The 17,785-nt window shown below is 67.0% G+C and carries 16 protein-coding genes and 1 tRNA gene; 11 read left to right on the forward strand and 6 right to left on the reverse strand.

Annotated elements, in window-relative coordinates:
* Positions 1 to 780: a phosphate ABC transporter ATP-binding protein PstB gene (gene pstB, locus QM618_RS03735; protein ID WP_428095088.1), complete on the forward strand. Its 780-nt coding sequence runs from the start codon at positions 1 to 3 to the stop codon at positions 778 to 780.
* Positions 781 to 1,029: 249 nt separating this feature from the next.
* On the opposite strand, the gene QM618_RS03740 is transcribed toward pstB, so the two are convergent.
* Complete coding sequence (locus QM618_RS03740; protein WP_428095090.1) at positions 1,030 to 1,572, reverse strand: hypothetical protein; 543 nt, start codon at positions 1,570 to 1,572, stop codon at positions 1,030 to 1,032.
* A gap of 159 nt (positions 1,573 to 1,731) precedes the next feature.
* Here QM618_RS03740 and QM618_RS03745 point away from each other — a divergent pair, with 159 nt between their 5' ends.
* From QM618_RS03745 to rlmB, 5 genes are all read left to right on the forward strand, one after another.
* Positions 1,732 to 2,214 (forward strand): CarD family transcriptional regulator, encoded by a 483-nt coding sequence (locus tag QM618_RS03745; RefSeq protein WP_428095092.1) that lies wholly within the window; start codon positions 1,732 to 1,734, stop codon positions 2,212 to 2,214.
* Entirely contained in the window at positions 2,211 to 2,885 is a 675-nt protein-coding gene (gene ispD / locus QM618_RS03750; protein WP_428095094.1) for a 2-C-methyl-D-erythritol 4-phosphate cytidylyltransferase, read from the forward strand. The genes QM618_RS03745 and ispD overlap by 4 nt, the downstream gene beginning before the upstream one ends.
* Positions 2,886 to 2,898: 13 nt before the next feature.
* Positions 2,899 to 3,381 carry a 2-C-methyl-D-erythritol 2,4-cyclodiphosphate synthase gene (gene ispF / locus QM618_RS03755; RefSeq protein ID WP_428095096.1) on the forward strand — a complete coding sequence of 161 codons (483 nt, stop codon included), beginning with the start codon at positions 2,899 to 2,901 and terminating at the stop codon, positions 3,379 to 3,381.
* Between the two features lie 9 nt (positions 3,382 to 3,390).
* Positions 3,391 to 4,794 (forward strand): cysteine--tRNA ligase, encoded by a 1,404-nt coding sequence (cysS, locus tag QM618_RS03760; protein ID WP_428095098.1) that lies wholly within the window; start codon positions 3,391 to 3,393, stop codon positions 4,792 to 4,794.
* A gap of 217 nt (positions 4,795 to 5,011) precedes the next feature.
* A complete protein-coding gene (gene rlmB / locus QM618_RS03765) occupies positions 5,012 to 5,992 on the forward strand; it encodes a 23S rRNA (guanosine(2251)-2'-O)-methyltransferase RlmB (protein ID WP_428095100.1) in 981 nt (326 codons plus the stop codon).
* Here rlmB and QM618_RS03770 read toward each other — a convergent pair.
* Together QM618_RS03770 and QM618_RS03775 are read right to left on the reverse strand one after the other, a co-directional pair.
* Positions 5,989 to 7,365, reverse strand: coding sequence for a DUF4032 domain-containing protein (locus QM618_RS03770; RefSeq protein ID WP_428095102.1), 1,377 nt, complete (start codon positions 7,363 to 7,365; stop codon positions 5,989 to 5,991). The two genes, rlmB and QM618_RS03770, sit on opposite strands and share 4 nt — an antisense overlap.
* A gap of 166 nt (positions 7,366 to 7,531) precedes the next feature.
* Complete coding sequence (locus QM618_RS03775; protein WP_428095104.1) at positions 7,532 to 8,692, reverse strand: ABC transporter ATP-binding protein; 1,161 nt, start codon at positions 8,690 to 8,692, stop codon at positions 7,532 to 7,534.
* Between the two features lie 173 nt (positions 8,693 to 8,865).
* Between QM618_RS03775 and QM618_RS03780 the strand changes: the two genes are divergently transcribed.
* The 5 genes from QM618_RS03780 to QM618_RS03800 all read left to right on the forward strand — a co-directional run bounded on the left by QM618_RS03780 (position 8,866) and on the right by QM618_RS03800 (position 12,729).
* Positions 8,866 to 10,383, forward strand: coding sequence for a protein kinase domain-containing protein (locus QM618_RS03780; protein ID WP_428095106.1), 1,518 nt, complete (start codon positions 8,866 to 8,868; stop codon positions 10,381 to 10,383).
* Between the two features lie 59 nt (positions 10,384 to 10,442).
* Complete coding sequence (locus tag QM618_RS03785; protein WP_428095108.1) at positions 10,443 to 10,919, forward strand: MauE/DoxX family redox-associated membrane protein; 477 nt, start codon at positions 10,443 to 10,445, stop codon at positions 10,917 to 10,919.
* Between the two features lie 29 nt (positions 10,920 to 10,948).
* A complete protein-coding gene (locus QM618_RS03790) occupies positions 10,949 to 11,737 on the forward strand; it encodes a DsbA family protein (protein ID WP_428095110.1) in 789 nt (262 codons plus the stop codon).
* 80 nt (positions 11,738 to 11,817) lie between these two features.
* Positions 11,818 to 12,582 (forward strand): DsbA family protein, encoded by a 765-nt coding sequence (locus QM618_RS03795; RefSeq protein ID WP_428095113.1) that lies wholly within the window; start codon positions 11,818 to 11,820, stop codon positions 12,580 to 12,582.
* A 74-nt stretch (positions 12,583 to 12,656) separates the two neighbouring features.
* Positions 12,657 to 12,729, forward strand: a tRNA-Thr gene (locus QM618_RS03800).
* A 62-nt stretch (positions 12,730 to 12,791) separates the two neighbouring features.
* On the opposite strand, the gene QM618_RS03805 is transcribed toward QM618_RS03800, so the two are convergent.
* The 3 genes from QM618_RS03805 to QM618_RS03815 form a co-directional block, all read right to left on the reverse strand.
* Positions 12,792 to 15,254 (reverse strand): Ig-like domain-containing protein, encoded by a 2,463-nt coding sequence (locus QM618_RS03805; protein WP_428095115.1) that lies wholly within the window; start codon positions 15,252 to 15,254, stop codon positions 12,792 to 12,794.
* 130 nt (positions 15,255 to 15,384) lie between these two features.
* Complete coding sequence (locus tag QM618_RS03810; protein WP_428095117.1) at positions 15,385 to 16,215, reverse strand: hypothetical protein; 831 nt, start codon at positions 16,213 to 16,215, stop codon at positions 15,385 to 15,387.
* Positions 16,216 to 16,217: 2 nt separating this feature from the next.
* Entirely contained in the window at positions 16,218 to 17,678 is a 1,461-nt protein-coding gene (locus tag QM618_RS03815) for a dicarboxylate/amino acid:cation symporter (RefSeq protein WP_428095119.1), read from the reverse strand.
* Positions 17,679 to 17,785: the final 107 nt, after the last annotated feature.

Genomic DNA, 17,785 nt, shown 5'->3' on the forward strand with positions numbered 1-17,785 from the left:
GTGTCCAAGCGCATCGACGTCAACAATCTCAACGTCTACTACGGAGACTTCCTAGCCGTTGAGGACGTCTCGCTCGCCATCGAGCCCAAGTCCGTCACGGCCTTCATCGGCCCGTCAGGATGTGGCAAGTCCACGTTCCTGCGCACCCTCAACCGCATGCACGAGGTCATCCCCGGCGCTCGCGTTGAGGGCGAGGTGCTCATGGATGGCGTGAACCTCTACGACTCCGGCATCGACCCCGTTGCCGTGCGTCGCCACGTGGGCATGGTGTTCCAGCGCCCCAACCCGTTCCCCACGATGTCCATCGCGGAGAACGTGCTCGCCGGCTACCGGCTCAACAACAAGCGCGTGTCCAAGGCCGCTGCCGAGGAGCTCGTGGAGACGTCCCTGCGTGGCGCCAACCTCTGGGAAGAGGTCAAAGACCGCCTCGACAAGCCCGGCTCGTCGCTTTCCGGTGGCCAGCAGCAGCGCCTGTGCATCGCCCGCGCCATCGCCATCAAGCCCGACGTCCTCCTCATGGACGAGCCCTGCTCCGCCCTCGACCCCATCTCCACCCTGGCGATCGAGGACCTCATGCAAGAGCTCAAAGAGGACTACACGATCGTCATCGTGACCCACAACATGCAGCAGGCCGCTCGCGTAGCCGACCGCACCGCGTTCTTCAACATCGCGGGCACCGGCAAGCCCGGCAAGCTCATCGAGATGAACGACACCAAGGTCATGTTCTCCTCGCCCTCAGAGAAGGCGACCGAGGACTACATCTCGGGCCGATTCGGGTAACCCAACTCACGCCCCTGCAAGGCCCGGTGTTTCCGCACCACTGGTGTGGGCCGTCGGGCCTTGTGCGTTACTGCCCGACGCTGGGGCCACCCAAGCGCGCAACCTCGCCACAGCGTTGGGCTCCCCGGGGTCGGGCAGCAAGGTTCCTGGGACACCGCAAGCGCCCCTGCGGCAACGGACAGTCCCTAAGGCCGCCTTAGGGACTCCTGGTTGCCGCCAGGGCGCACCCCGCCCGACGCTGGGGTGAGGTTACGCGCTGGGGCTCGCGCTGGGCTCAGGCGAGGTGCTCGGCTCGGGCGAGGCGCTGGGCTCGGGCAGCGGCGGGATCGAGTCGATGACGTTCTGGTACGGGTCGATAGTGCCGTCAACCACGGGCACCTGCGCCTCGATCGCTCCGGCGTCCTCGGTGCCGAACCACACGGTCGCGAGGCCACCGGGCGCTGCGGGCGACGCGCCCTGAACGAGCTCTTGACCCTCACCCGTGCCAAGCACCACCGTGCTCTTCGCGGGAACCTCAACGTTGGTGGCGAGGGTGCCGTCGATGCTGAGCGTCACCTCGAGCTCCTCGGTGCCGCCGTTGTAGATGGAGCCCGTCATGACGGCGGGCGCATCCTTCGCGGTGGTCATCACGAGCACGTTGATGACGCGCGCGTCATCGCCTAGGTCGACGGTGAAGCCGTCGGACGCCTGGTACTCGTTCTGCGAGGTGATGGGGTTGATCGCGGAGCACGCGCTGAGCGCGGCAACGGCCACGGCAACGACGGCCAGGCGTGCGAGGGCGGTGGTCTTCAACGCGGATCCTTCCGGGAACTGAACGGGTCAAGGATACCGGGCCGTACGTGCGGTGAGCCACCAGCGCGCAGGCGCCCGAAGAGCACAAAAAGGGGCCCCTTCTAAAGGCGTTCCGTGCGGTGGTAGAATGGAATCCGCAAAAGAAGGGGCGCACGTCGCATGAATTTTGTCGTCGGGGAAACCGTCGTCTATCCGCACCACGGGGCGGCCACCATCCAAGATATCTTCAAGAGGATGGTTGCGGGCGAAGAAAAGACGTACTTGGAGCTCCGTGTAGCCCAGGGCGACCTCATCATCAAGGTGCCAGCTGAGAACGTTGACCTCGTTGGCGTGCGTGACGTCGTGGACAAGCAGGGCCTCGAGCGGGTCTTCTCCGTGCTGCGTGAGCCGTACGTTGAGGAGCCCACTAACTGGTCTCGCCGTTTCAAGGCGAATGGCGAAAAGCTCGCGTCCGGCGACGTAATTCGTGTTGCCGAAGTTGTGCGTGACCTCAGCCGTCGCGACACCGACAAGGGCCTTAGTGCCGGCGAAAAGCGCATGCTTCTCAAGGCGCGTCAGATTCTCGTGAGCGAACTTGCTCTCGCCGAGAAGAGCGACGAGGCCGCTGCTGGTGTCCGTCTTGATGAGGTCCTCGCCTCGTGACCATCGCGGCGGTTGTCACCGCCGCCGGTCGCGGTACCCGGCTAGGAAGCGCGACCCCCAAAGCCTTGGTGCCCGTTGCCGGGCGCCCTCTCGTTGCGCATGCGCTTGACCGCATCGCGCCGCTCGCATCCCTCATTGTCGTCACCGCCGTCGCCGAAGACATCGACGCCTTCGTTGACGCCGTAGAAGGAAGGGCCGACGTTGTGGCTGGCGGAGACTCCCGGCAAGCCTCCGTTTGGGCTGGGTTGACGGCGCTCGGCGCACGCGGCCTGCAACCCTCAGATGTGGTGCTCGTCCACGATGCCGCGCGCGCCTTCATGCCTACCTCCGCGATGCGCGAGGCGATAGCCGCGGTCGAGGGCGGTGCTGATGCCGCGATCCCCGTGATTCCCGTCGTGGACACCTTGGTCACGGCGCCGCGCGTGGACGACTCCTATGGAGCCCCGGTTGACCGGGATCAGGTGCGGGCGGTGCAAACACCCCAGGTGTTTCGCGCAAGCGCCCTCGTTGCGGCCCATGAGGCCGCCGCGGGGCGCGAGGCCACTGACGATGCGACTCTCGTGCGAGACCTTGGGCTGCGCGTGGTTGCCACCGAGGGCCACCCGTGGGGACTTAAAGTGACTCATGCGGGGGATCTGGCCCTCGCGGCATTCATCGCGGCGAACTCGTAACGACGGAGAACCCATGACGTACCGGACGGGCATCGGCACGGATGTGCACGCGTTCGGCGACTCTCAGGGCCTCGCGCTCGCTGGTCTGCACTGGCCGGATGAGCCCGCTCTCGCTGGCCACTCGGACGGCGACGTAGCCGCCCACGCCGCGTGCGACGCATTGCTCAGCGCGGCCGGGCTCGGGGACCTTGGCCACGTCTTTGGCGTGGATCGGCCGGACGTTGCCGGAGCGTCGGGCGTTTCCTTGCTCGCGGAGGCCGCGCGCATGGTGCGAGCCGACGGCTGGCAGATCGCCAATATCTCCATCCAAGTGATCGGCAACCGACCCAAACTTGCCCCCCGCAGAGGCGAGGCGGAAGCGGCGCTTGGCGCGGCCGTCGGCGCGGCTGTGAGCATTGCTGGCACCACCACCGACGGCCTTGGGCTGACGGGGCGCGGCGAGGGGATCGCGGCCATAGCGTCGGCCCTCGTGTTCCGGGAGCCGAGCCCCCGGTAGCCTTGGCGCGTGAGCCTGCACCTGTTTGACACCGCCACCCGCGAGGAGCGGCCCTTTGTGCCGCTGACCCCCGGTGAGGTGGGCATTTACCTGTGCGGGCCCACGGTGCAAAGCGCGCCGCACATTGGGCACTTGCGCGCCGCGGTCGCGTTTGACGTGCTGCAGCGGTGGCTCGAGCGGTCCGGGTATCACGTGACGATGGTGCGCAACATCACCGACATTGACGACAAGACGCTCGCCAAGGGTGCCGAGGCGGGCGTGCCGTGGTGGGAGTGGGCGCTGCGCTATGAACGCGAATTCCAGGCGGCGTACCGCGCGGTTGGCGTGCGGGAGCCCGCCGCGGAGCCGCGCGCCACCGGGCACATCCCGGAGATCGTGGCCCTGGTCGCGCGCCTTATCGACGCCGGGCACGCGTACGAGAAGGACGGTTCCGTCTACTTCGACGTGCACTCCTTCCCGGAGTACGGCGCGCTCACCAACCAGTCGCTTGGCGATCTTGCGCCGGCCGAGGACTCCCCGGAGGTCGCCAAGCGCGACCCCCGCGACTTCGCGCTGTGGAAGGCGCGCAAGTCCAGTGAGCCCGCGACCGCATCGTGGGATTCGCCATGGGGATTGGGGCGGCCCGGCTGGCACATCGAGTGCTCCGCGATGGCGCAGCGCTACTTGGGCGACGCATTCGACATCCACGGTGGCGGCCTCGACCTACGCTTCCCGCACCACGAGAACGAGCAGGCGCAGTCCCGCGCCGCCGGGTACGGCTTTGCCCAGTTGTGGATGCATTCGGCGTGGGTGACGCAGTCGGGCTCCAAGATGTCGAAGTCCCTGGGAAATGGCCTGCTCGTGTCCGAGGTGCTCGCGTCGTATCCGGCCGCCGCGCTGCGGCTGGCGCTCGCCACGGTGCACTATCGCTCCATGCTCGAGTGGACCGATTCCACTCTCGACGAGGCCCTTGCCCAGTGGGAGCGGTTGTCCGGTTTCGTCACGCGAGCGGGGGAGAAGGTTGGCCAGCCCGACGCTGTGTCTGCTTCCGCGCTCCCGGTCGCTTTTGTCGAGGCCATGGACGATGACCTCGGCGTACCGCGCGCGATGGCCGTGATCCACGAGACGGTGCGCGCGGGCAACGCCGCGCTCACGGCCGGTGACGATGCCGCCGTGACGGTGGCGCTTGGCGAGGCGCGGGCGATGCTCGACGCGCTTGGACTTGACCCGCTGGCGCCGCAGTGGGCGGGTGGTGGCGAGGGGTCGTCAGCGCTGTCCGCGCTTGGCGCGCTGGTTCAGGCCGCCCTTGACGCGCGCGCCGCAGCTCGTGAGGCCCGTGACTGGGCGGCAGCTGATGCGATCAGGGACCGGCTCGCCGCGGCCGGCATCGCGATCGAGGACGCGCCAGACGGCGCCCGCTGGAGCCTCAGCTAGCCTCAGGCACACCCCAGGCACGCCCCAGGCACGCCTCTCTCCAGGTCACCCCTCCACACACGGCGAATGCCCCTCCACACAGATGTGGAACGCCTCGCGCAACACCCCTGGTAGATCGCCTCGACGCATGGGCGCCCTGTCGATTGAGCCGGATTTGTGTGGAGGGGCATTCGCGGTGTGTGGAGAGGCGGCACGGGGGCCCCGGTACCCTTGAGGCATGGCTGGAAACTCGAAGCGCCGCGGCGCAACGCGCAACGCGGGCTCGAAGAAGGGCGCGAGCGTCGGCACCGGCGGCCACGGCCGCAAGGCGCTCGAGGGCAAAGGCCCCACGCCCAGGGCGGAGGATCGCCCCAACCACAAGGCGTACAAGGCCAAGCAACGGGCCGACGCTGCGGCAGCCAAGGCGCCGGCGTCACCTAAGCGGGGGCCACGCGACCGCGCGTCCGGAAACCTTGAACTCATCGTGGGGCGCAACAGCGTGCTCGAGGCGCTGCGGATGGGCCTGCGCGCCAACGTGCTCCACGTGTACAACCGCATCGACGCGGACGAGCGCGTGACGTCGCTCGTGGCGCTCGCGGTTGAGCAAGGCGTTGAGGTGCGCGACGCCACCAAGGCGCGCCTTGACCTCCTTGCAGACGGCCAGACCCACCAGGGCATCGTCCTCGAGGTGCCGCCTTACGCCTACGCGGAACCGGAGGACCTGCTCGAGGCGCCGAGCCCCGTGCGCATCGTGGTGTGCGACCACATCCAGGACCCGCGCAACCTCGGCGCGATCATGCGCTCGGCGGCGGCCTTTGGTGCGAGCGGCATCGTGATTCCTGATCGCCGCGCCGCGGGGGTGACCGTTGCCGCGTGGAAGGTATCTGCGGGCGCCGCGGCACGCATCCCCGTTGCGCGCGCCACCAACCTCACACGCACCATCGAGGACTACAAGAGGGCCGGCCTGTTCGTGGTGGGCCTTGATGCGGGCGGCACCGTGTCGCTTCCGGAGTCCACGCTGCTCGACGGCCCGCTCGTGATCGTGGTCGGCGCCGAGGGCGAGGGCCTTTCGCGACTTGTCCGCGAGGCGTGCGACGAGGTCGCATCCATTCCCATCGCCGCCACCACTGAGAGTCTCAACGCCTCGGTAGCCGCATCGATCGCGCTGTACGCGGCTAACCAAGCCGCCAACCAAGCCGCCAACCAGGCCCGACGCTAAGGCGAGTCCTCTGGCGCTCGCCGCGTGGAGCGTCGGACCACTTCCGGGGCCGGCGGCTCCTCGATGCCTCCCCAGCCGCCAAGGTTGTCTTCGTTTTCCTCTTCTGCAGCCGCGGCGCGCGCCTCAACTTCGGCCGTGAGCGCGGGCAGTTCTGCCGTCATCTCGGCGAGCGAGGTGCCGAGGATCGCCTGCTCGTCTGGGCGATTGGGGAGCACGTTCTTGACGTAGCTCGCGGCCGCAACGGCCATCGGCACGTCGCTGCCCACCTCTTGGGCGAGGAACCAGCGGTGGTCCAGGATCTCGTGGAACACCTGCGCGGGCTCGAGTTTCTTGCGGTACTCGCGGGGCACCGCTCGCACGGTTGGTTCAAAGATCTTCAGCAGCCACTGGTGCGCGGCGTAGCCAACATCGTCGTTCGGGTTGGCGTATGCGCGGTGTTCGTCGAGGTCGTTGAGAAGGCGTCGTGCCTGGTTTTCCTGCACATCGAGGCCCGTGAGGCGCATGAGGCGGCGGCTGTGGTGGCCCGCGTCCACGATCTTTGGGCGGATGGTGAGGGCATTGCCATCGTCCGTCTCACGCATCTCGAGTTCGCCAACGTCGAAGCCCATTTCGTTGAGCTGCTTGACGCGATTGGCGATCTCGAGCGGGATGTTGGAGGTGAGGGTCGCGGACTTGGTGAGCGTGCGCCACAACTCGCGATAGCGCTCCTCGAGGCGATCGGCCACCGCGATGGGATCCACCGATTCATGCAGGCTGCCCTGTGCCTCGAGGTCGAACATCTCGCCGATGATGTTGGTGCGAGCCAGCTCGATGTCGTAGTCCCGCTGGCCCTCCGTGAGGTTGTCGTGAAGGTCGCCGGTCTCGGCGTCCACGAGGTACGCGGTGAACTGCTCTGCGTCGCGACGGAACAGCGCGTTGGACAGCGACACGTCGCCCCAATAGAACCCCAGCAGGTGCAAGCGCACCAGCAGCACGGCGAGGGCATCGAGGAAGCGGTCCACGGTTTCGCCGCGCAGCGACTGCTTGAACAGGGCGCGATATGGGAGCGAGAACTGCAGGTGCTCCGTGACGAGCGCGGCCTCGAGCGGCTTGCCGTCCACCCCTTCGCGCCCGGTCACCACGGCCAGCGGCGTGACGCACGGCGCCCCCGCCTTCTGCAATCGCCGCAGAAGTTTGAACTCGCGCCGCGCGATCATCGGGTTGGTCTCTTTGATGGCGACGACGCGGCCTTCGAGCTTCACAAAGCGCACCACGTGGCGCGAGATGCCGCGCGGCAGCGCCGCGATGTGCTCGGTTGGCCAATGCTCGAGCGGAATCTCCCACGGCAGGCCAATCAGGCCAACATTTGCCGAGCCTTTGATGCTGAGCGCCATGTTCCCAAGCGTAACGGGGAGAGGCGACGCGCCCGCGTTCCTTGCCACAGCGTCGGCCCGACGCAGTGGCGGGGTATGGCGGAACCCTGCAGCTTCGCGCAGGGTTCGGCGGGCAAGCAAAAGGGCGGCCCGGCCGAAGCCGGACCGCCCTTCAGCGGAACAACAGTTACGCGTGCGTGGACGCGTCCGTGATGACGGCGTCCTTGGTGAGGCGCTTGCCCGTGGCGGACGAGAAGGTGTGCTGCTCGCCCTCGCGGATCGTGACCCACACGGTGTCGCCCTTCTTGGGGACGTCGCGGGGGTCGATGCGGACCACCATCTGGGACTCGCCAGCGGAGAAGTGGATCTCCTTGGACTCACCGAACTCGTTCGGCACCGAGCCGTAGACGTACGCGTCGGAGCCGAGCTCCTCGACGATGTCGACCTCGATCGGGATGGCACCCTCAGCGTTGGGGGTAGAGCGGTCGAGCGACTCCGGACGGAAGCCGAGCACAACGGCGTTCTTGTCCTCTGCCTTGAGCGCCGCAATGGCCTCACGGGACAGGTTCACGCGGCCGCGGCCAACCTGAGCCTGACCGTCGAACACCTGGTAGGTGCCCAGGTTCATGGCGGGGGAGCCGATGAAGCCCGCGACGAACACGTTGGCGGGAGCGTCGTACATGTCGCGCGGGGTGCCCACCTGCTGCAGCACGCCGTCCTTGAGGACAGCGATGCGGTCACCCATCGTGAGGGCCTCGACCTGGTCGTGGGTCACGTAGACGGTGGTGGTGCCGAGGCGGCGCTGGAGCGCGGCAATCTGCGTACGCGTCTGCACGCGCAGCTTGGCGTCAAGGTTGGACAGCGGCTCGTCCATGAGGAACACCTGGGGCTGACGCACGATGGCGCGACCCATGGCCACACGCTGGCGCTGACCACCAGAGAGGGCCTTGGGCTTGCGGTCCAGGTACTCGGTGAGGTCGAGGATCTTGGCGGCGGCTTCCACGCGCTGGCGGATCTCGCTCTTCTCAACCTTGGCGATCTTGAGCGCGAAGCCCATGTTGTCCGCAACAGTCATGTGCGGGTACAGCGCGTAGGACTGGAACACCATCGCGATGTCGCGGTCCTTGGGCTGCACGTTGGTGACGTCGCGGTCGCCAACCCAGATGGAGCCCTGGTCCACGTCCTCGAGACCCGCGAGCATGCGGAGCGAGGTGGACTTGCCACATCCGGAGGGGCCGACGAGGACGAGGAATTCGCCGTCGGCGATGTCGAGGTTGAGTGCGTCAACCGCCGGGCGCTCGGTGCCCGGGTAAATACGCGTTGCCTTGTCAAAGGTAACGGTTGCCATTGCTGGTCCCTTCACTGGCAGGTACGTGCCAGACGATCCGTGGTGAAGAGTGCCGCTGTGGTTCCTTGCTAACTCTTTGGTGTCCACATTGACACTGCCCGACGCCGTTGCGACGAACACCGCCATCTTGCCATATCCCGGGTAGGACCAGCGACCCCCGGTAGCGTGGCAGCGTGCGGGGCATCGAACGGCATCCAGGCGACGACGTGGGCGGCTATCGCGTGCTGCGCGCCTTGGGGCGCGGAGGCTCTGGCGCGGTGTACCTGGTGGCCGACGAAGGCGGCGCTGAGGCCGCGCTCAAGTTGGTAGATACGGCCGACGCTGGGGCCAGGTTGCGCTTGTCGCGGGAGGTGGCGGCGCTTCAGTCCTTGCGGCATCCGAGTGTCCCGCGCGTGCTCGATGCGGAGCTCGATGACGAGGACGCCTTCGTGGTCTTCGAGTTCATCGACGGCCCGTCGCTGTCGCAGTTTGTGGCGCGCCAGGGCGCGCTTGCGCCGGGTCAAGTGGCGGAACTCGCGGACGTGCTCGCGGGAGCGCTCACCGCCGTGCACGCCGCTGGGGTGGTGCACCGCGACGTCACGCCGTCCAATGTGCTGCTGGGATCGGGCGGTCCCATGCTCATCGACTTCGGCATCTCTCACCACGCTGAGGACGATCGCCTCACGCGTACGGGCCTCGTGAGCGGCACGGCTGGCTATGTGGCGCCAGAGGTGATCGATGGGGGAGAGCCAACCGCAGCGTCGGACAACTGGGCGCTCGCGGCAACGCTCGCGTTTGCGGCCACCGGGAGAGCCCCGTTTGGCACGGGGATGGGGGCGCTCAGTGCCACCCTTGCTGGCGAGGTGCGGCCCGACGTTCCGCTCGCCTTGGCACGCGCCCTCACCGCCGCGCCGCAGTTCCGGCCGCAGCCGCGAGAGTTGGCGCGGATGCTCGCCGAGGGCGACCAGACGGCCGTGCTCGGCGTGGGCGAGGTGGAGCCGACGCTCGTGGCGCCCGTGGGGTGGGAAGACGAGGCGGCCTTCGGATACTTCGACCGGGCAGACCGCAACGCCGAGGGAGGTGACCTCCACGAGTACGAGCACGAGGACGCGGAGTTCGCAGACGACGAACTTCCCGAACGAGTGTTGCCGCACAGGCGCGGGCTCTTGCTCACGGCGGGAGTGGCGCTCGTTGCTCTCGCCACGGTGGCGCCGATGATCGCCGCCGCGCTCGCGCTGGTTGCCACCGTGGTGGCGCGAGGTGTCGAGTCCGCGGCGCGAGCGGTGTGGCGCTCGCGCGATAGGCGCGGCGTGGAGCAGGGCGGAATCGTGGCACAGGCACTCGCCAGCCCGTGGCATCTGGGACGGGCGCTCGTGCTGACCCTGCCCTCCGCCGCGCTCGCAGCGCTCGCGGTTTACGCCCTTGGGTACGGAGGGCACGCTCTCGCGATGAGCGCGGAGACCGCGGCCGCCTATGTGCTGATGTCGTTCGTGGTGCCGGCAGTGGCCGGACTAGCCTTGCTTGGATGGGGGCCGCGCGGGCGCGAGGCGCGCATCGGAGCTCACATTGTCGCGGCTGGCCTGGCGCCCTCGCGAGGGTGGGCCCTGTTCTGGGGAGCGGTGTTCATCACCGCGGCCATCGCGCTGCTTGGCATTGCCTTCGCGGGAATCGACCAGGTGTGGTGGCCGCTTGGGAAGTACGGCCCATATTGACGGGAACCGCTCGCGGCTAGGATTCGTTACGCGAGCAGCGCCAATAACAGGGAGTTCACATGGCTGTGAAGAAGTCCGAGGTCTTTGAGTGGATCTCCACTGTGGTGCGCCTCGCGATGGCTGGCATTCTGATCGCCGCCGCGATCCCCAAGATTCAGGACATTCCGCAGTCCATCATCGCGGTCCGTGCGTACCGACTGCTGCCAGAGCCCGTGGTGCCGTTCGTTGGCACGATGCTCCCGTTCGTTGAACTGCTGCTGGCTCTGTTCCTGATTCTTGGCCTGTTCACCCGCATCGCGGCCATCGTGTGGCTCGCGATGATGGCGGCGTTCATGTTCGGCGTGATCTGGGCATGGGCCAAGGGCTACTCGATCGACTGCGGGTGCTTTGGTGGCGGCGGTGACGTCGCGGAAGGCACCACCAACTACCCCATGCACATGCTCGAAAGGGTCGGCTTCGTGATCCTCGGTGCATGGCTACTCGTTTACCCCCGCACCAAGTTCAGCCTCGACGGCTGGATGCGTGGCGGCAACTAGACTCAAGCACGTCATTTCTGGAGGGATACATGGCTAGCAAGAACCAAGACGCCAGTGCCGCACGCGCCAACGCGAAGGCCAAGGCGCAGCAGCAGGTGAAGGCCAAGGAGCGCCGCACCACCGTGATCATCATCGCGGTTTCGCTTGTGGTGATCGCCGCGTTCGCGGGCATCGTCTACTTCATCGTGAACTCGGCGAACGTGCCGCCCCTGGCCGAGGCGGGCGGGCCCGCCATCGCCGACGAGACGGGCGGCATTGCGGTTGGCAGTGGTGGAGTGGCCGGTGTAGACGTGCCCACCGATGCGGTGCGCGTGGACGTCTACCTCGACCTCATGTGTCCCGTCTGCAACCAGTTTGAGCAGATCAACGGCGAGGACCTCAACGCTCTGCGCGAGGCCGGAACCATCCAGATGGTCTACCACCCCATCTCGATCCTTGACCGCTACTCGGCGGGCACCAAGTACTCCACGCGTGCGGCGAACGCGCTCGCCGTTGTCGCGGACAAGTCGCCGGAGCAGTTCCTTGGCTTCCTTGACGCGCTGTACGCCAATCAGCCGGCCGAGAACACCACGGGCCTCGACGACGCGACGATCGCCGCGCTCGCGATTGGTGCGGGTGTGCCGTCAGACGTGGCTGAGACCTTCGCGGACGGTGAGTTCACCAAGTGGGTGGCCGCCGCCACGCAGCAGGCCTCCGCGGACGGCATGCAGGGCACGCCTACCGTGATGGTCGATCGCGAGATCCTCGACCAGAACCAGGTGCCGTACTTCCAGGAGGGCGCACTCAAGTCCTTCCTTGAGGAGCAGGCCTCCGCGTAAAGCACGGCTTAGGTCCCAGGCGGTCCGTCTCGCTGCCCGTTAGGGTGGCGAGACGGACCGCCTATCTATAAGGGGGAGAGATGACATCGAAGTCAGATCGCGCGGCGCAGGCTCGCGCACAGGCCAAGGCGAAGGCTCAGGCAGAGGTCAAGGCGAAGGAGCGCCGCACCACCGCCATCGTGATCGCGGTCTCGATCGCCGTCATCGCGGTGTTCGCGGGCGTCGTCTACTTCATCGTCGACACCTCCAAGACGCCAACGCTTGCGGAGGCGCACGCTCCGGCAGGCTCTGACGAGACGGGCGGCATCCTCGTTGGCGCCGCCGGCGGCGAGCTCCGCACGGACATCTACCTGGACTTCTTGTGCCCGTATTGCAAGATCTTTGAAGACACCAACGCTGAGACGCTCACCTCCATGAGCGAAGCCGGCGACGTCTCGATCTACTACCACATGCTCAATGGCCTGGACCCGTACTCGAACGGCACCAAGTACTCGACGCGCACCGCGAACGCAGCCGCCGTGGTCTCGGACCGCTCGCCAGAGCACCTCGCCGACTTCTACGCGATCCTGTTCGCCAACCAGCCCGCGGAGCAGACCCCGGGCCTCACCGATGCGGAGATCGCCAACCTCGCCGTGAGCGTGGGCGTGCCGCAAGAGGTGGCTGACACCTTCGTCGACGGCGAGTTCAACGACTGGGTCAACGCGGCCGCGCAACAGGCGTCCATTGACGGCGTCACCGCCACGCCTACCTTCATGGTCAATCGCGAGCCAGTGAACATCCAAGAAGTGCCGTTCTTGCAAGAGGGCGTACTTGGCCCGTTCCTCGAGTCGCAACTGGCGGGCTAAGCCACCACGCATCCGGCCCGACGCTCGCGCCGGTATTCTTGACCGCGCGCCTTTGGCTGTGGTCAGAGGAGCTCGCTGGCATGGCGCAATTGGTAGCGCACCCGACTTGTAATCGGGCGGTTGCGGGTTCAAGTCCCGCTGCCAGCTCCCAGGCAGCACAAAGGGCCGGCCGCGGTGCCCCACGCTCCGCGACCGGCCCTTTGTGTGTGCTACTTGGTGACCTTAATGGAGGCCCCAGCAGCGGTCTTCGCCGCGTAGTTGGCGTCGCCGGCAAACGCGACAGAGGCGGTCCACGTGCCCTTCGCCAGCTTCGGCACCGCGATCGTCACCACGCCCGACTTCAGCGTTCCCGTGACGGTCTTCTTCGATGAGCCCTTCTTGAGCGTCACCGTGACCTTGCCGCTCGCCTTCGCAAGGCCCGCGGGAGCGCTCACCGTGACCTTGTAGGCGCCGGCCTTAGTGCTGGTTGGGGTCTTCGAGACCGCACCCGCCACCTTCGAGACCGCAGACTTCGAGGACACCACCGAGCCGCCAGCGACCGTCTTGGCCGCGTAGTTGGCATCCCCGGCGTATGCCACGGAGGCCGTCCACGTGCCCGCAGGCAGCTTGGGCAGCGCGATCGTCGCGGTACCGGCCGTGACCGTCCCCGTGGCCGTCTTGGTGGTGGACCCGTTCTTGAGCGTCACCGTGACCGCACCGCTCGCCTTAGCAAGGCCCGACGGCTCGGTCACCGTGACCTTGTAGCTTCCGGCCTTCTGCGGGGTGGGCTTGGTAACAACCGCGCCTGCCGCGGACTTCACGGCTGCCTTGGTGACCGTGAGCGTTCCCGTCTCGGTGAAGCCAAGCAGCTGCGAGTCGGCCGCGTAGGTGATCGTGAAGGGGTGCGAGCCAGCAGGCAGGCCAGGCACCGTGAACTCGGCCGCGTTCTGCGCCACCGTCACCGGGTACTCCGCCCCATTGATGCTGAGCGTTGCCACGCCAGCCGGAACCCTGCCGTACTTGTTGGCAATGGCCAAGGCGACCGTAGCGTCGGCCCCATACACAGCGTCGGGCGCCGTGACCGTGCGCGTGGACTTGACCGCACCCGGAAGCCCGCCAAAGAAGACGTCGAGCTTGTCGAGGGCCTCTTGGGCGAAGGCGACGTTGGCGCGAGCCTGTGCCAGCTGGCTCTGCTCGGCGCTCGTGAGCGTGGACTCGTCCGCGGGGATCGCGAAGTTGAGGCCAATCTGTGCCGACGGCTGCGTGAACCACCAGTTCGTCATGTACTCCTTGAACGTCGCGAGGCCCGTATTGGCGTCCGTGTTCTGCTGAATCCACTGGCGCTTGACCGCGGTTCCGGAGGGGTTGGTGGAGACGCCGCGCTCGTAACCGATGAGGAACGGCACCTGGAGCTTGCGCACCACGTCAGGGAACGCCGACTGGTTGCCGCTTGGGTAGTACGCAACGCGGTTGCCGGAGTTGGGGTCGTATTGCGTGATCAGGTTCGCGAAGTAGGTGCGGACCAGGTCGCCGTAGACGAACGACGGGCGGAAGTTGAAGGTGCTTCCACTCGCGGCGTTGTCACGCACGTGAATGGGGTTGGAGCCACCGTTGCTGCCGTTGGTCTTGCCGCCGTCGAGCACGAGGTCGAAGTTGTAGACGGTGACGTCATTCTCCACGGCCTCTTGGTTGACGAACTTGATCACCGCGCGGGTGTTGGGGCACCACGTGCCGCCAAACAGCAGGGCAAAGTTGGCGCCCTGCTCCTTGATGCTCAGCAGGTGGAGCAACTCGGGGTAGGTGACCTGCTTGACGTTCCAGCCGTCCGCGTTGTCGGAATCGTTGAGGATGTCGCCGCCATAGCGCGCGATGCCCTCAGGGGTGCCGCCGTTCTGGTTCGCCTGGATCTTGTTGTTGGAGTCCTTCCACCAGTAGAACTGGCCGATCGCGTCGATCGCGGCGCCGCCGCCAACGGTTGCGAGTGCGGCCGTCACTCCGGGCTTGGCGTCGGCCACCGTAGAGAGATTGACGAAGTCCGCCACCTTGTCCGCCACGCCGTCAACCGTGCGGTCCTTGTCATAGACAAAGAACACATCATCCGTGGAGCTCACCGCTGGCGTGGCACCGGTGCGCAGGTCCCATGCGGGGTTCACGGAGTCGTTGACCACAGAGTCGTTCGCCGTCACGGTGACCGAGTTGCCGGAGGAGTTAGGCGTGGACTGGATCCCGTTGCCAAGGTACTGGCCGATGACGTTGCGCCAGATGTTCCCAAAGATGGTCTGGGAGGCCGCAGCCAGGTTGATGGTCTCCGGGTTACGAACGTCGAGCTTGCGGTTGGCGTCCGTGTATCCCGTGAGGTTGGGGTCAAACCAGTAGAGCTTGGTGGCTCCCGCCTCGCGAGCCGCGGCGTCTGCCTCTTGCACGCGGGTCTTGAAGTTGGCGTCGTTGGTGGAGCCCACGACGAACGCGAACTGTCCTGGCTGCTGGAGCAGCCACTGGAAACGGTCGTACGTGACGGTTTCCACGATGGACTGGGCCGGGAGGCCGAGCGTGTCCGCCAGATAGGTGGTGTCCTCGGACGTGGCAGCCGCCCGTTCAGGCGCCGCGTATGCCGCGGCCCCGAGGAACGGCGTGGCCGCTACCGCGAGACCCGCCGATGCGGCTGCCAGGCGCCGCACTGTCTTTCCTTGCATCAGAGTTCTTCCTTATGTCTTGGGTGAAAGGGGTGTGCTTCGCCCACCCGCTGAGCTGTGGCGCTCACGGGCGGTGGTGCGGAGCTTTTGCTTGGGGTTAGGGGTCAGCGCATGCTGCGGGCGCTAGACATCACGCCGACCCCCTTGCTGCCTGGGGTGCGCGGCCGCGCCGCACAAACCACGTGGTTCCGTAAGCGAGGCCTCCCGCGGCCGCGAGGCCGCCGAGGATCGCGAGTCCGGCGCCCGCGCCCGCGCTCTCGCCGGGCTCCGACGCGACCACGGCGGCGGAGGCGCTTGGCTGCGCGGTTGGCGACTCGGAGACCAGCTGGGGGAGGGGCGATGCGCTTGGGCTTGCCGAGGCGCTCACGAGCGGCAGTGCCGATGCGGTGGGCGAGACCTCGGTCTCGCTCGTCGTGCCGTCCTTGGTCGTGGAGGTGCCGCCGGACTTCGTGGTCGAGGTGCCGCCGGACTTCGTGGACGACGTCTTGGTGCCCGACGTCTTCGTGCCAGAGGTCTTGCTGCCGCCGGAGCCGCCGCTTGAGGAGGAACCACCGCTCGAGGAGGAGCCTCCGCTTGAGCTCGATCCGCCGCCGGAAGACGAACCCCCGGACGACGAGCCGCCGCTGGATCCCGAACCCGAAGAGTCCTTCTTGGCCAGCCACTCCTTGTAGCCGGTGGCGCGGTCCCATTCGGTCCACGGGATCCAGCTGCCGTCCGCGTAGTAGACGCGGTTCTTGTCGAAGTCGAACCACGCGCCGGGGATGTAGGTGCACTCGTAGTCGTCGTAGCCGGGGAGCGTGTCCTGGCCGTCGACGTACGTCTGGCCGTCGTCCCCCTTCACGGTGATCTTGCTGGGGTTGTCCGCGGGGTTGGTGACGTCGGCGTGTGCAGCCGGCGAGATCCCCAACAGCAGTACTGCGAGGCCCGCGGCGCCTGCCGCGGCGGTGACGATGCGCTTCATGATCAGCTCCTGTTCGCTCCCGCATACGCGGGCTCTTCGGTGGGGATGGGGTTTTCTTGCCCGACGCTTGGCGCGCCTTGGGTGACGGCCGTCGCCTTGGTGAGCGGAGCGTCGGGCAGTGGGGTGACGTCTCCGGTGACCTCGTCAAAGCTGGCGCGCCCGGCGAAAATGTCGTCGTTGAGCAGGCCGGTCTGGCGAGCGACAATCGTGGCGCTCGTGGCCGCGGCCGTGACGTTCGCGGTGGTGCGTGCCATGTCCGCGATCATCGAGATGGGTAGCGTGACGGCGATGAACTCGAGCGGGAGGCCGGCGGCTGCGAGGACCGTTGCGGCGGCAACCGTGGCCGTGCCGGGCACGCCCGCGACTCCGATCGACACCACGGTGGCGAGCAGCGCGAGCACCAGGTAGTCCTGGGCCGTGTAGGGGATGTTGTAGGCGTTGATGCCCCACACCGCCACCAGGACGGGCCAGATGCCGGAGCATCCTGGCATGCCGATCGTGGTGCCGAGGGGCGCAGTGAAGTGCGCCACCTCTGGGTGCACGCCCACGCGCTTGGTGAGCACGCTCGTGGTCACGGGCAGGGTGCCAACGGAGCTTTGCGTGGTGAAAGCCGTGACCTGGGCGGGGAAAATCTTGCGGAAGAACGCCACGGGGGAGACCCGCGCAAAGGTACTCAGTAGCAGGCCGTTCACCACGTAGAGATCCACGAAGCAGACCAGCCACGCCACGGCGAGCAGGCCAATGAGGGACCAGAACTTGTTGGTGAGATTGACCGAGTTGGCGACGATGCCTGCGGTGAGGGCAAGCACGGCGTACGGCGTGAGCTTGATGACGTAGCCAACGGCCTTGTAGATGACGAGGCGCAGGGCCTCGATGCCGGTGCGGAACGGGCGGACGCCCTTGGGGTCCTTGCGTGCCACCGCAAGGTAGGCCACCGCGAGTGCGATCGAGATGATGATGATGGGGATGATGTGGTTGGCCCCCAGATCGCCGATCACATTGACGGGGAAGAAGCCAACGACCACCTCGGTGAAGCTCTGCACCGAGTTCTCGAGTACGTTGAGTTGTTCGCCGCCGAGGCTCTCGTTGACTCCCTTACCCACGCCAACCGAGATGGCGACTCCGAGCGTGAGCACCACCGCGATCGCGTTCGTGAGCAGGAGCCAGCCGAAGCTGCGTGCGCCCACCGTACGGAGCTTCTCGATGCTGCCGAGGGAGACGATCGAGGAAATGATCGAGACCACGACGAGCGGCGCCACCGAGGCAAGCAGCAGGTTGATGTAGATGCGGCCGATGGGCTCGATCCACTCTGCGTGGCCGCGGCCGATGAGGCCGATCACGACGCCAACGCCGAGTGCGCTGAGCGTCAGAAGGCTGAAGTTGAACCGTCTGCGGTTCAAGTAGTAAATGCCGACGTACGCGGCCGCGACGGCGGCGAGCACGGCGAGGGCAGGCCAGTTCACTGGGTTCTCCTTGGGAGTGTGGGGCTTGTGGGGCGGTTGTTCTTAGGGCTGTGTTGCTTAGGGGCTGTAGTGCTTAGGGGCGGCGGTGCGAGGGGGCGCGGCGTTGC

Source organism: Demequina sp. (assembly GCF_049841215.1).
In the GTDB taxonomy this organism is placed as follows: Bacteria; Actinomycetota; Actinomycetes; order Actinomycetales; family Demequinaceae; genus Demequina.

What these genes read in the sequence shown, in the direction of transcription:
- QM618_RS03785 (WP_428095108.1), top strand. Translation starts at nt 10,443, where the DNA reads ATGGCTGTGAAGAAGTCCGAGGTCTTTGAGTGGATCTCCACTGTGGTG.
- QM618_RS03770 (WP_428095102.1), bottom strand. Translation starts at nt 7,365, where the DNA reads ATGGCGCTCAGCATCAAAGGCTCGGCAAATGTTGGCCTGATTGGCCTG.
- ispF (WP_428095096.1), top strand. Translation starts at nt 2,899, where the DNA reads ATGACGTACCGGACGGGCATCGGCACGGATGTGCACGCGTTCGGCGAC.
- QM618_RS03805 (WP_428095115.1), bottom strand. Translation starts at nt 15,254, where the DNA reads ATGCAAGGAAAGACAGTGCGGCGCCTGGCAGCCGCATCGGCGGGTCTC.
- rlmB (WP_428095100.1), top strand. Translation starts at nt 5,012, where the DNA reads ATGGCTGGAAACTCGAAGCGCCGCGGCGCAACGCGCAACGCGGGCTCG.
- QM618_RS03790 (WP_428095110.1), top strand. Translation starts at nt 10,949, where the DNA reads ATGGCTAGCAAGAACCAAGACGCCAGTGCCGCACGCGCCAACGCGAAG.
- QM618_RS03810 (WP_428095117.1), bottom strand. Translation starts at nt 16,215, where the DNA reads ATGAAGCGCATCGTCACCGCCGCGGCAGGCGCCGCGGGCCTCGCAGTA.
- QM618_RS03775 (WP_428095104.1), bottom strand. Translation starts at nt 8,692, where the DNA reads ATGGCAACCGTTACCTTTGACAAGGCAACGCGTATTTACCCGGGCACC.
- QM618_RS03745 (WP_428095092.1), top strand. Translation starts at nt 1,732, where the DNA reads ATGAATTTTGTCGTCGGGGAAACCGTCGTCTATCCGCACCACGGGGCG.
- QM618_RS03795 (WP_428095113.1), top strand. Translation starts at nt 11,818, where the DNA reads ATGACATCGAAGTCAGATCGCGCGGCGCAGGCTCGCGCACAGGCCAAG.